Raw genomic sequence first — 12,466 nt, 5'->3', positions numbered from 1 at the left:
GGAACATGGACCTGTTGTGAACGAGACTGACACTGATGCCCAGCTGACCGTCCTTGCCGTCGACGACGAGAAACCAGCCCTCGACGAGCTGGCCTTCTTGCTGCGCGCCGAGGACTCGGTGGCGCACGTTCACACGGCATCGGATGCGACGACAGCGTTGCGGATACTGCGCGGTGGAAGCATCGACGCGGTGTTTCTCGACATCAACATGCCCGGACTCGACGGTCTCGAACTGGCAGGCATCCTCTCCAATTTCGCGACGCCACCGCCCGTGGTGTTCGTGACAGCGCACGACGATCGAGCGGTTGACGCATTCGATCTCGGCGCCGTCGACTACCTACTCAAACCGCTCCGGGAGGAGCGTCTCGCTCAGGCCGTTCAGCGGATCGTGGGACTCGCCGGGCGCACCAAGAGTGAGAGCAAACCCGAAGCTGCGCCCACGGACGAGGTGATCCCGGTGGAACTGGGCGGTGTAACGACGCTCGTTCAGCGTTCCTCGGTGGAGTGGGTGGAAGCCGACGGGGACTACGCGCGTTTGCACACCGCTGGAAAGTCGCACCTGGTGCGCATCCCGATCTCGACGCTCGAATCACGCTGGGCCGACGCGGGCTTCTTGCGTGTGCACCGCTCCTACCTGGTGTCTCTGGCGCTGGTCACCGGCATCCGCACAGTAGGCAGCGGTTTGGTGGTCTGTCTGCGCCCGCACGGCGACAAGCCTCCCGTCGAGCTTCCGGTCAGTCGCAGACACACCCGTGAACTCAAGGATCGACTGGTTCGTGCGCCCAAGCAGAGTTGGTTGTCGCGGTGACGTCGCAGTCCGATCCTCCGCAGCGTGAGCGCGTTGTGTTGGCGCAACGTAGTGGCGCACGGATCGTGCGAACACGGGTGGAGGTGCAGGAACAGACCGAAGTCGGTGACGCCATGATCCGCGGTCTCGTTCGCGCGCAGTTGGGACTGGCGATTCGCCTTGCCGTCGTCGCAGCCGGGCTCCTGTGTGCGGTGCCGCTGCTGACGCATCTCTTCCCGACGCTCTCGGAGGTCGCGGTCCTTGGCATCCGGTTGCCGTGGCTCGTGATGGGCGGCGCCGTGTATCCCTTGCTGTTGACGACCGGTTGGGTGTTCGTGCGTCGTGCGGAGCGAAACGAGCAGGACTTCAACGACATCGTGGACGACTGAGCGCGGCACTGTGGGAGGACAACCTATCCCGGTGTTGACGGTGCTCGGCATCGTGGCAGCAGCTGTCGCGACGGTGGCTATCGGAATCTACGGCGTTCGGCTCGCTCGTACCACCTCGGACTTTCTCGTCGCGTCCAGAACCGTCAGTGCGCGGTGGAATGCGACGGCCATCTCCGGCGAGTACCTCTCTGCCGCTTCGTTTCTCGGTGTTGCGGGGCTGGTCGCCAAGTACGGCGCCGACGCACTCTGGTATCCCATCGGCTTCACCGCCGGATACCTCGCCCTGCTGCTGTTCGTCGCAGCGCCGCTTCGGCGTTCCGGTGCGTATACCGTCCCCGATTTCGCCGAGTTCCGTCTCGGCTCACCGCGATTGCGCAAGCTCGCGATGCTCGTGGTCGCGATGGTGTGCATCCTGTATTTGATTCCACAGTTCCAAGGCGCGGGACTGACGCTCAATATCTTGCTCGGGGTTCCCAGTTGGATCGGCGGCGTAGCGGTCGGGGTCATCGTCATCGCCAACGTCGTCGGCGGCGGGATGCGCTCGATCACCTTCGTTCAGGCCTTCCAGTACTGGCTGAAACTGACTGCCGTCGCGATTCCCGCTGTGGCACTGACCTTCTACTTCTTCGGCGATCACCACGACGTCGGCGCGTCGATGCCGCCGACGGTCACCACTGCGACGACCGTCGACATCACCACCGACGTCGTCGTCCAGGTGTCCGAGCCGGTGACGGTCAGCGGCGGCACAGTCGACGGGCGAGCGGTCGAAGGCACGATGACCCTGGGGCCGGGGGAGCACACTCTCGGTGAAGGCATGTCCATGGTCCTCGACGCGGGAGCCGCTGTCCCTGTCGTCGCCGGAGCGCCCGCGCAGAACTCTGACTGGATCACCCCGGGTTGGGGTTTCGGTGGGCCGCACCCGATGTACCAGGTGTACTCGCTGATGCTCGCGACCTTCCTCGGAACGCTCGGCCTTCCTCATGTTCTCGTCCGGTTCTACACCAACCCCGACGGCCGGGCAGCCCGTCTGACGTCGCTCGCCGTTGTCGGTCTGGTCAGCGTGTTCTACCTGTTTCCGACACTCCTCGGTGTTTTCGCTCGACTGTACGTCCCGCAACTTCTGATCACCGGCACCTCTGACGCGGCGGTGCTGCTGTTGCCGGGCTCGGTGTTCTCGGGGTGGGGCGGACAACTGCTGGCAGCCCTCGTGGCGTCCGGTGCCATCGCCGCTTTCCTGTCGACGTCGTCCGGATTGCTCGTCAGCATCGCCGGCGTCGTCAGTACCGATGTTCTCCGTGGTCGAGTTCGAGACTTCCGTATTGCAGCGCTACTGGCCGGGGTCGTTCCTCTCGTGCTGTCGCTGGCGGTGGTGTCGGTCGACCTCTCGAGAACCGTCGGTTTGGTGTTCGCAGTCGCTGCGTCGACGCTCTGCCCACTGCTCGTATTGGGTATCTGGTGGCGCGGTCTGACTGCCGTCGGCGCGGGGGCGGGGATGGTTGTCGGTGGATGTGTTGCGGGCACTGCCGCTACTGTCGCCGTCCTGGGTGGTTTGTCGGAGGACGTCCTCGGTGGCTGGCCGGCAGCCATTTTCGCGTTCCCGGCCGCGGTGAGCGTGCCGCTGGCGTTCCTCACGATGATCGTCGTGAGCAAGGTGTCGTCGAAGCAGATACCGGCAGATATTGCGCGAATCTTCACGCGGATGCACGCCCCGGAACGTCTCGGAATGGGCTCCGATCGCGAAGACGATCTTCGCCAACCCTGACTTTCACCGCCCGAACCCTCTGCCGTTGGTCGCGCCTGCCTGACCGTTCGGCGCAGCGCGCGACTGCTCACCGTGTGACTGACGCCACAGCGTCTTCATGTGACTCCGATCTCACTAACGTCTGTGCGTAGTTCACTTCACACGCGAGGCGAGGAGCCGGCAGTGTCCACAGCAGAAATCAGTGAGGGGTCGCCGCAAGAGCGACGCACCCCGGATGCCCAGGCATTCATAGACATGCAAGCGAGTCCCGAATTCCAGGAACTCCGAACGCGTCTGCGCAAGTTCGTTTTCCCCATCACTGCATTCTTCCTGCTCTGGTATGCGGTGTACGTCGTCCTGGCTACCTATGCCCACGACTTCATGGCCACCAAGGTCCTCGGCAACATCAATCTCGGCATCATCCTCGGCCTCGGGCAATTCGTCACGACCTTCGCCATCACCGCGTGGTACGTGAAGTTCGCCGGTCGTGAGCTCGATCCCCGCTCCGCCGCCATCCGTGAAGAACTGGAAGGTCCCGCACAGTGATCACCACACTCGCCGCGTCCGGAACGGACGTAGGAAACCCAGCCTTCAACATCGCGATCTTCCTCGCGTTTGTCGTCGTGACCATGACGCTGGTCATCCGCGCCAGCCGGACCACCAAGAAGGCGTCCGACTTCTACACCGGTGGTGGGCAGTTCACCGGCCCGCAGAACGGGTTCGCCATCGCCGGTGACTACCTCTCGGCGGCATCGTTCCTCGGTATCGCAGGTGCGATCGCCGTGTACGGCTACGACGGCTTCCTGTACTCCATCGGCTTCCTTGTCGCCTGGTTGGTTGCACTGCTCCTGGTCGCCGAATTGCTCAGGAACACAGGCAGATTCACGATGGCCGACGTGCTGAGCTTCCGACTCAAGCAGCGTCCGGTGCGCATGGCGGCGGCCCTGTCCACTCTGGCCGTTTCCCTCTTCTATCTTCTTGCCCAGATGGCCGGCGCCGGTGGACTTGTCGCGCTGCTGCTCAACATCGACGGCAAGGTGGGACAGTCGATCGTCGTCGCGATCGTGGGTGTGCTGATGATCGTGTACGTCTTGGTCGGCGGCATGAAGGGCACCACCTACGTACAGATGGTCAAGGCAGTTCTGCTGGTTGCCGGAGCCGGAATCATGTTCGTACTCGTTCTGTGGGCAGTGCGCGGCAACTTCTCTCAGTTGCTCGCCAATGCGCAGGACATGGTCAACAGTTCCACCACCAAGGGTGTGCAGGGACGTGACATCCTCGGGCCCGGTGCCAAGTACGGTCTTTCCGGAATGACGAAGCTCGACTTCATCTCTCTCGGAATCGCTTTGGTGCTCGGCACGGCGGGCCTGCCGCACGTGCTGATGCGCTTCTACACGGTGCCCACTGCCAAGGAAGCTCGCCGCTCGGTGACCTGGGCGATCGCGCTGATCGGTGCCTTCTACCTGTTCACACTGGTTCTCGGCTACGGCGCGGCCAGCATGGTCGGACCGGACAAGATCTTGGCAGCGCCTGGTAAGGAGAACGCGGCCGCTCCGCTTCTCGCCTTCGAGCTCGGTGGCACCATCTTCCTCGGCATCATCTCCGCGGTGGCGTTCGCGACCATCCTCGCCGTCGTTGCCGGTCTCGCGATCACTGCTTCGGCGTCGTTCGCTCACGACATCTACGCCAGTGTCATCAAGCGCGGCAACGCAACCGAGGAGCAGCAGGTTCGAGTTTCTCGAATCACCGTCGTGGTCATCGGACTCGTCTCCATCGTTCTCGGCATCATGGCGATGGGGCAGAACATCGCCTTCCTGGTGGCCCTCGCCTTCGCAGTGGCGGCCTCGGCGAACCTGCCCACCCTGCTGTACTCGCTGTTCTGGAAGAAGTTCAACACCACCGGTGCGCTCTTCAGCATCTACGGCGGTTTGGTCAGCTGCTTGACGCTGATCGTGTTCTCCCCGGCAGTGTCGGGCAAGCCGTCGTCGATGTTCCCGAACTCCGACTTCGCCTGGTTCCCGCTCTCGAACCCCGGCATCGTCTCGATTCCGCTGGCATTCGTCCTCGGCATCGTCGGTACGTACATCGGACGTAACAAGATCGAAGATCCGGCAAAGCAGGCGGAGATGGAAGTTCGCTCCCTCACCGGCGTCGGCGTCGAAAAGGCTGTCAGCCACTAAGAGGGGCAAAGCCCCGTGCGTCTTTCTGGTACCTCTGGTTACGGAAAAGGCGCACGGGGCTTATTGTTCTGCCATGGCAAAGCTCACAGTGAAAATCGACGTTCCGCTTCCTCCTCAGGAAGTGTGGGACAAGGCGTCCGATCTCAGTGGATACGAAAACTGGCTCGTGGTTCACGACGGATGGCGCAGTGAACTTCCCGAACAACTGGGTGTCGGCACCGAGATCAGGTCGGTCGTGACCGTGAAGGGCCTGCGCAACCGCGTTCGGTGGACCATCAAGAAGTACGACGTTCCGAAGGCGATCTCGCTCAAGGGAGACGGCAAGGGCGGGGTCAAGCTCGGTCTCGAACTCGACGTGAAGGCAAAGGGCGACGGGTCGGAACTCGCGCTGACAGTCGAGTTGGGCGGCGCGCCGTTGTTCGGCCCGATCGGTTCGAGTGTGGCGCGGGCGCTCAAAGGCGATGTGGAGAAGTCGCTGGCCCAGTTTGTCCAGATCTACACCTAGTTGTGGAGATTTCCACATCGAGCTACTTCACCGCTAACATGAGTTAGGATTCTTTTCGGCGGGATAAACCGGGCATCGGTTGGTTATTGATGCGGGTCCCGCCGGAAAGGATTCGATCAATGTCGTCTCGTCATGGGTACGGCGCACCACCTGCGTCCATGCCTCGATCCGTGCAGGTTCTGATCGGACTCTTGGCAGTAGTCGCAGTCGGTGGAACCGCAGCATTCGCCGTGACGTTCAAAAGCGTCAGCGACAAGGGAGAACTCGGTGCGAGTGCTGTCACAGCTGCGACGGCAACCAGCTGTGAGAACCCGGAAACCGTGACCGTGGCCGCCGATCCGTCGATCGCCTCGGGACTCGAAGCTGTCGCCGCTGCCATCCCCGCTACGGAACTCGGGTGCAGCTCGCTCAGTGTGACGCCGCAAGATCCCGTGCTCACCGTCGCGGCGATCGCCGACGGTTCGGCACCCGCACTGTGGATCCCTGATTCGAGCGAATGGTTGGACAAGGTTTCGGCTAGCGGGCAGGAGATTCGCCGGATCAGCAACTCGGTCGCGTCCACCCCTGTTGTCACTGTCTCGGCGCCGGGAAGCGAGGCACCCGCCGCTTGGACGGATGTCCTCGGCGCTCCAGCACTGCACATCGGCGATCCCCTCACCAGTGCCGTCTCCAGCGCACCGATCGTGGCAGCCTTTGCCGAGGCCCAGTCGCGGGGCGGGGACCTCACGTCCATTTCGGCAGCCCTGGTCCCGGTGGCGCAAGCGCAGTACGGAAATCTGAAGGAAACCGGTTCGACCGGACGCATCCAAACCGTGGACGCGGACGGCGGGACCGCGGTGACGACCGAGCAGACCTTCGAGGCTTATCTCGCCGCACATGCGGACAGTCGACTCACCGCGTCGGTACCGTCTTCCGGTTCGGTCTTCATGGACTACCCGATGGCAAGTGTGGGTGCAGACTCGTCGGCGGCGGACGACGCCGGCAAACTGCTGGCGGCAGCGCTGGCATCGGACACCGGGCGCTCCGTACTTGCCGGCTTCGGGTTCCGCGGCGCGGATCAGGCCCCGCCGGTCGCCGGTGGAGTGGGAAAGGTTGGCTCGCTGGTGCCGTCCGATCCGTCTGTGGTCACCAAAGCGCTTGCGCGGTACGAGATTCTGTCCAGGCCTTCCCGTGCACTGGCAGTTGTCGACGTCTCGGGGTCCATGGACTACATGCAGGACGGGGTCACTCGAATGGCCGCGACGGCGCAGGCCGGTGACATTGCGATCCGAATGTTTCCCGCCAACGCACAATTGGGTCTCTGGGCATTCTCCGTAGACCTCGGCGAGGGCACGGACTACCGCGAACTCGCACCTGTCGCCCGTATGGATGCAACTGAAGGCGACACGGATCATCGGAGCAAACTGCTGTCTCGGATCGACAGCCTCTCTTCGATCGTCGGCGGCGGAACAGGTTTGTACGACAGCGTTCTCGCCGCGTATCGGTCCATGCAACAGACTTACGATCCGGCCTCGATCAATTCGGTGATTCTACTGACCGACGGTGCGAACGATGATCCGTCGAGTATCTCGCTGCAGGAACTTCTCGACACCCTGACTCGCGAGCAGGACCCGACGCGGCCGGTACCGATCATCACCATCGGTGTCACCGATGACGCCGATACCGATGTGCTCGAGCAGATTTCGGCTCTCACCGGCGGCAACAGCCACTTCGCTCCGACACCGGCAGACATCCCGAAGGTCTTCGTCGGCGCGATCAGTGGGCGCGCCGGCTGAACTACTCGAGGACTGGCGCGTCGGCGCTGTCCGTGATCCATTCGGTTGCGAGTCTCTCGAGGGTGCCGTCGGCGTAGAGCGCATCCACGGCGGCAGAGACGCACGCCGTCAGAGGACTGTTCTTCTCGAGCACGAACCCGAAGAATTCGGTGACCGCGTTGGGCCGCGGAAACTGACCCACGATGACCGACCCGGGCAGTTCGTTCTCGGTGATGTGAAATCCGGTCGGGATGTCGACGACCAATGCGTCGATCTCGCCCGCGGCCAGCGCAGCTTTCGCGTCGTCCGTGGTCGCGAACTCGCGTGGCGCAGTGGTCGGAACAATCGTGTCGGTGATCGCCGCGAGGCTGGTGGAACCGGTCTGAGCGCCCAAACGGTAGCCGGCCAGATCCGCAAGATTCTTTGCCTCAGCGGCTTTGCTCCCGCGCGAGGCGATCACCGACTGCGCCACTGCGTAATACGGCGAGCTGAAGTCGACGTTCTCGCGGCGATCCCCGGAAACCGTGAACTGATTGACGTCGAAGTCGAAATCCTTGGGGCCTGGTTTCAGTGCGTCGTTGAAGGCGACCGTGGTGAAGCGAACCTGATCGGCGTTGTACCCGAGTTTGTCGACGACGGCCCGGGCCACCGCCCCCTCGAAGCCCTTGCCGTTGGACGGAGTGTTGTCGACGAACCACGGCGCGTACGCCGGCGAATCGGTGGCGATGGTCAAGACACCGTCTTCGAGGGTGGTCCCGCTCTGGGGTCCGCACTTGTCCACGGCGGTGGTCGAGGGCAGTTTGGTGAATGCCTCGGGAACCGTGGTCGTGGTGTCCGCTGCCGCAGGTGCCTCCGGCTGCGACGAACACGAGCCCAACAAGATCGAGCAAGCGAAGATCGCGGTCACGGCAACAGCGCGTCGTGTCATAGGCACAAGGCCATCTTGCCTGTTTGTCCGGTACGGACGTGACGGGGGTCTCGTGTGAGCGGAGTTCACGCAGCTGAGCGTCGTAGTGCAAGGCGCTCCGACGGTGTCGTCCCACCCCATACTCCGTGTGGTTCAGCGGTGTCGAGTGCAAAGGTCAGGCAGTCCCGAATGACCGGGCAGCGGAAGCACACCTGCTTCGCGGAACTCTCCCGTGCAGCCCGATTGCGTCCGCGCTCTTCACCCGGCGAATAGAACACCGCCGGGTCCACTGTTTTACAGGTGGCGAACACCCGCCAGTTGTTGTCCACCAACGGCTCCACGGAACTGCGAACTGTCATCGTGGTCTCCTCTCCCATCGAGAATCCAGTCTTGCCCGTGGCCTGGCGCAGCGGCAGGTTTCCGATCCATCAGATTTCTACTGCCAGACGCAGCGCTATCCAGCACAATGAGGAGATGGCAACGACGGATCGGGGTCAGATCACGCTCGATGGCACAACGGTGTCCGTGACCAATCTGGGCAAGATTCTCTACCCCGAGAGCGGCACCACGAAGGCCGAAGTCATCGACTACTACACCCGTATCGCCGCAGTCATGCTTCCGCATGTCGTCGGTAGACCGGGTACTCGAAAGCGTTGGCCCAATGGCGTGGACGGTCAGTCCTTCTTCGAGAAGAACCTGGCGTCGTCTGCCCCGCAGTGGCTCACGCGTGCGTCGCTGCAACATTCTGATCGTGTCGTCACTTACCCGGTCTTCGATTCCGTTGCATCCCTGGCGTGGCTGGGGCAGCAGGCCGCACTCGAATTGCACGTTCCCCAATGGCGATTCGACGGTTCCGAGCGTGGTCCGGCGACACGACTGGTATTCGATCTCGACCCGGGCGAAGGCGTCGGGTTGACCGAGTGCGCCGAGGTGGCGAGGTCGATTCGAGATCTGGTCGCAACTCTGGGGTGGACTGCCTATCCGGTAACCAGTGGTAGCAAGGGAATTCACCTCTACGTTCCACTGGATCGAGCCTTGGACGGCAGCGGTGCGTCGACTGTCGCCAAGCAGATCGCCACCGGACTCGAGAAGCTTCACCCGGATCTCGTCACCGCGACGATGGCTCGAAATGTGCGGGCAGGCAAGATTTTCGTGGACTGGAGTCAGAACAACGCAGCCAAGACAACCATTGCGCCGTACTCGATGCGCGGTCGCGATCAACCCTATGTTGCCGCGCCGCGCAGTTGGGACGAACTCGACGATCCGAAACTACGGCATCTGTTGTTCGACGAGATTCTGGAGCGCGTCGAATCCGATGGTGATCTGTTGGGCGATCTGGATCCGCCGGTCTCGGCGGCTGTAGCCGACACGTTGACGCACTATCGCAACAAGCGGTCGGCCGACCGGACGCCGGAGCCGATCCCTGCTGCGGTGACCAAGGAGACAGCGGGCAATACCTTTGTGATTCAGGAACATCACGCCAGACGATTGCATTACGACGTTCGCCTGGAGCGGGATGGTGTGCTCGTGTCCTGGGCTGTTCCGAAGGGCGTGCCGACCAGTGCCGGAGAGAATCGGTTGGCCGTGCACACCGAGGATCACCCGCTCGAGTACGCCACGTTCTCGGGCACGATTCCGAAGGGGGAGTACGGCGGCGGTTCGATGACGATTTGGGATTCCGGGACGTACGAGACCGAGAAGTGGCGTGAAGACGAGGTGATCGTGCGCCTCAGTGGGAAACGGGTGCAGGGACGCTTCGCGCTGATCCGGACGAAGGGTGACCAGTGGTTGATGCATCTGATGAAGGATCAGAACGCGAGTTTCGGAACGGAGTTTCCCAAGAATCTCGAGCCGATGCTTGCCACCGCTGGAACGCTCGAAGGTCTCGACTCGCAGGAGTGGGCTTTCGAAGGAAAGTGGGACGGGATCCGAGTGATTCTCGAATATCATTCGGGCACAATGTCACTTCGCAGTCGCGCGGGTAACGACAAGACCGGGGACTATCCCGCCCTTGCCGGGTTGGCCGAGGTGCTGGACGGTCATGACGTGGTTCTCGACGGTGAAGTGGTGGCGTACAACGACGCGGGGGTCACCGATTTCGGTCTTCTCCAGCGAGGTGGGGAGCCGGTGTTCCTGGCCTTCGATCTTCTGTACCTCGACGGAGTGTCTTTGCTGCGGAAGTCCTATTCGGACCGGCGCACCGTGTTGAATGCGTTGGCGGGCAAGGTCGGTGAGCTCGAGGTACCTCCACAGATCGAGGGCACGGCGGAGAACGCGTTGGAGGTGAGTACCGATGCCGGATGGGAAGGGATTGTCGCCAAACGTCGTGCATCGGTCTACCTTCCGGGGCGGCGTGGGTCGAGTTGGATCAAGGTGAAGAACTGGCGCACTCAAGAGGTGGTGATCGGAGGGTGGCGCACCGGGCAGGGCAATCGAGCACAGGGGATCGGGGCGCTGCTCATGGGAATTCCGGGTGAGGATGGATTGACCTACGTGGGGCGCGTCGGTACCGGCTTCAGTGATCGCGACTTGGAGTCTTTACTTGCGACACTGGAACCGCTGCGTCAGAAGGAAAGTCCGTTCGGGGAGGAACTTCCAGCAGATGACCGCAAGGGTGCGGTGTGGGTGAGGCCGGAACTCGTCGGTGAGGTGCGGTTCATGGATTGGACGAAGACCGAGCGTCTGCGTCATCCGAGTTGGCGAGGTCTGCGGGAGGACAAGAAACCGGGCGACGTGGTGCGGGAAACAGTGCAATGACGGCCAACGCACCGACGAACGCGACTGCGGCACAGATTTGGATTCCGGTACTCATCGCCGAGGTGTAAGCCTGGTTCGCTGCGTCGGTCAAGGCACTCGCGGGGGGAGCGCCGGCATGGATCTGCGCCGGATCGGCTGTGGAAGTGCCGACTCCGGGTTCGAAGCGGGACCGGAAAACGGTGGCTACGACCGTCCCGATGACGGCGACGCCCAGAACTCCACCCAACTCTCGCACGACGCTGTTGATCGAACTGGCCATCGAAGCCTGCTGGGGCGCAACCGAAGACATCGACGTGGTTGTGGCCGGAGCCATGACCAACCCCATCCCCGCGCCGACCAGTGCCATGATCGCAGCCAGGATTCCGAACGGTGCGTACCTATCTGCTGCGATCGACAGGACCAACAGTCCCGCGGACATGACTGCGAGACCGGTCGCGATCGAACTGCGCACGCCGAATCGGCCGACCATACGATCGCTGCTGGAGGCGACAGTCGCCATCACTATCGCAAACGGAACTGCACCGACGCCGGCGACCAATGGACCGTAACCACGAACTAATTGGAGGTATTGCGTGTACGTGAAGAGAACTCCGAAAAGGGCGAAGAACGTTGCGGCCAAGATGGCATTGGAGGTGCTGAACACTCGACTGGTGAAGATGCGCACGTCGGTCATCGGCGCCGAGGCCCGCAGCTCCCACCAGACGAATCCGGCGAGAAGTGCTGTTGCGCTGACGATCTCCAGCACCGTGACGGGCGACGACCATCCGCGAAGGCTTGCCTGGGTGAGGGCATCCACGATCAAAGCCAGTCCGCCGGCGGACAGCAGGAGTCCGGGGATGTCGAACGAACCCTTCGTGATCCCTCTTGCCGGGGGCACAAGAAAAACCGTCGCGGCGATCACACCGGCGACCAGTGGGACGTTTATCCAGAAGACGCTTCCCCAACTGAAATGTTCGAGAAGTACGCCACCGGCCACGGGGCCGATCGCGATTCCCAGTCCGGCGGTTGCAGACCAGATTCCTATCGCCCGGCCTCTCTCGTGCGGGGCGAACATCGAGACGACAAGTGACAGCGTCGCCGGCATGACCAGTGCGGCGGCTGCCCCCATCACTGTTCTCCATCCGATCAGCTGCATTGACGTGTGAGAGAGGGCAGCGAAGGCTGACCCGAGGGCGAACAAGGTGAGGCCGGTCAGAAGTATCCGACGGTGACCGAATCTCGCGCCGAGTCCACCTGCCGTGATGAGCAAGGCGGCGAACGCCAATGTGTATGCGTTGGTGATCCATTGCAGGTCGACGGTGGTCGCCCGCAGTTCGCGGGCAAGGGTCGGGATAGCGGTGTTGAGGATGGTGTTGTCGATCGTGACTACGACGAGGGATGTGCAGAGGGCGCCCAGTGCTGCCCATCGTCGCCGGTCAGTGGGTTCGAGGGAATTCATCATGTCCT

11 protein-coding genes are annotated in these 12,466 nt (G+C 62.7%); 8 read left to right on the top strand and 3 right to left on the bottom strand.

Features of this window, described 5'->3' with window-relative positions; all coding sequences use genetic code 11:
* Window positions 1–16 precede the first annotated feature (16 nt).
* The 7 genes from M0639_RS22065 to M0639_RS22035 all read left to right on the top strand — a co-directional run bounded on the left by M0639_RS22065 (window position 17) and on the right by M0639_RS22035 (window position 7,377).
* Window positions 17–808 (top strand): LytR/AlgR family response regulator transcription factor, encoded by a 792-nt coding sequence (locus tag M0639_RS22065; protein WP_003939723.1) that lies wholly within the window; start codon window positions 17–19, stop codon window positions 806–808.
* Complete coding sequence (locus M0639_RS22060) at window positions 805–1,176, top strand: membrane protein (RefSeq protein ID WP_003939880.1); 372 nt, start codon at window positions 805–807, stop codon at window positions 1,174–1,176. Before M0639_RS22065 ends, M0639_RS22060 begins: the two co-directional genes overlap by 4 nt.
* Before the next feature lie 10 nt (window positions 1,177–1,186).
* Window positions 1,187–2,938, top strand: coding sequence for a sodium/solute symporter (locus tag M0639_RS22055; RefSeq protein WP_030534942.1), 1,752 nt, complete (start codon window positions 1,187–1,189; stop codon window positions 2,936–2,938).
* 162 nt (window positions 2,939–3,100) lie between these two features.
* Window positions 3,101–3,463 carry a DUF485 domain-containing protein gene (locus tag M0639_RS22050; RefSeq protein WP_003939976.1) on the top strand — a complete coding sequence of 121 codons (363 nt, stop codon included), beginning with the start codon at window positions 3,101–3,103 and terminating at the stop codon, window positions 3,461–3,463.
* Window positions 3,460–5,097 (top strand): solute symporter family protein, encoded by a 1,638-nt coding sequence (locus tag M0639_RS22045; protein WP_003939876.1) that lies wholly within the window; start codon window positions 3,460–3,462, stop codon window positions 5,095–5,097. Before M0639_RS22050 ends, M0639_RS22045 begins: the two co-directional genes overlap by 4 nt.
* Before the next feature lie 73 nt (window positions 5,098–5,170).
* Window positions 5,171–5,602: a type II toxin-antitoxin system Rv0910 family toxin gene (locus M0639_RS22040; RefSeq protein ID WP_064074003.1), complete on the top strand. Its 432-nt coding sequence runs from the start codon at window positions 5,171–5,173 to the stop codon at window positions 5,600–5,602.
* Window positions 5,603–5,721: 119 nt separating this feature from the next.
* On the top strand, window positions 5,722–7,377 hold the full coding sequence (locus M0639_RS22035) for a substrate-binding domain-containing protein (protein WP_064074004.1): 1,656 nt from the start codon (window positions 5,722–5,724) through the stop codon (window positions 7,375–7,377).
* 1 nt (window position 7,378) lies between these two features.
* On the opposite strand, the gene M0639_RS22030 is transcribed toward M0639_RS22035, so the two are convergent.
* Window positions 7,379–8,284 carry an ABC transporter substrate-binding protein gene (locus M0639_RS22030; protein ID WP_030534940.1) on the bottom strand — a complete coding sequence of 302 codons (906 nt, stop codon included), beginning with the start codon at window positions 8,282–8,284 and terminating at the stop codon, window positions 7,379–7,381.
* 65 nt (window positions 8,285–8,349) lie between these two features.
* Entirely contained in the window at window positions 8,350–8,622 is a 273-nt protein-coding gene (locus M0639_RS22025) for a WhiB family transcriptional regulator (RefSeq protein WP_082893143.1), read from the bottom strand.
* A 115-nt stretch (window positions 8,623–8,737) separates the two neighbouring features.
* Between M0639_RS22025 and M0639_RS22020 the strand changes: the two genes are divergently transcribed.
* Window positions 8,738–11,020, top strand: a complete 2,283-nt coding sequence (locus M0639_RS22020; RefSeq protein WP_064074075.1) for an ATP-dependent DNA ligase — start codon at window positions 8,738–8,740, stop codon at window positions 11,018–11,020.
* On the opposite strand, the gene M0639_RS22015 is transcribed toward M0639_RS22020, so the two are convergent.
* A complete protein-coding gene (locus tag M0639_RS22015) occupies window positions 10,920–12,461 on the bottom strand; it encodes an MFS transporter (protein WP_064233780.1) in 1,542 nt (513 codons plus the stop codon). The two genes, M0639_RS22020 and M0639_RS22015, sit on opposite strands and share 101 nt — an antisense overlap.
* Window positions 12,462–12,466: the final 5 nt, after the last annotated feature.

Source organism: Rhodococcus qingshengii JCM 15477 (assembly GCF_023221595.1).
GTDB lineage: Bacteria > Actinomycetota > Actinomycetes > Mycobacteriales > Mycobacteriaceae > Rhodococcus_F > Rhodococcus_F qingshengii.
Note: the sequence above shows the minus strand (reverse complement) of the source record. Positions and strands in the feature narration are given on the sequence as shown.

Bases quoted from the DNA above. Each gene is read 5' to 3' on its own strand.
- M0639_RS22040 (WP_064074003.1), top strand. From the start codon at position 5,171: ATGGCAAAGCTCACAGTGAAAATCGACGTTCCGCTTCCTCCTCAGGAA.
- M0639_RS22035 (WP_064074004.1), top strand. From the start codon at position 5,722: ATGTCGTCTCGTCATGGGTACGGCGCACCACCTGCGTCCATGCCTCGA.
- M0639_RS22030 (WP_030534940.1), bottom strand. From the start codon at position 8,284: ATGACACGACGCGCTGTTGCCGTGACCGCGATCTTCGCTTGCTCGATC.
- M0639_RS22025 (WP_082893143.1), bottom strand. From the start codon at position 8,622: ATGACAGTTCGCAGTTCCGTGGAGCCGTTGGTGGACAACAACTGGCGG.
- M0639_RS22020 (WP_064074075.1), top strand. From the start codon at position 8,738: ATGGCAACGACGGATCGGGGTCAGATCACGCTCGATGGCACAACGGTG.
- M0639_RS22015 (WP_064233780.1), bottom strand. From the start codon at position 12,461: ATGATGAATTCCCTCGAACCCACTGACCGGCGACGATGGGCAGCACTG.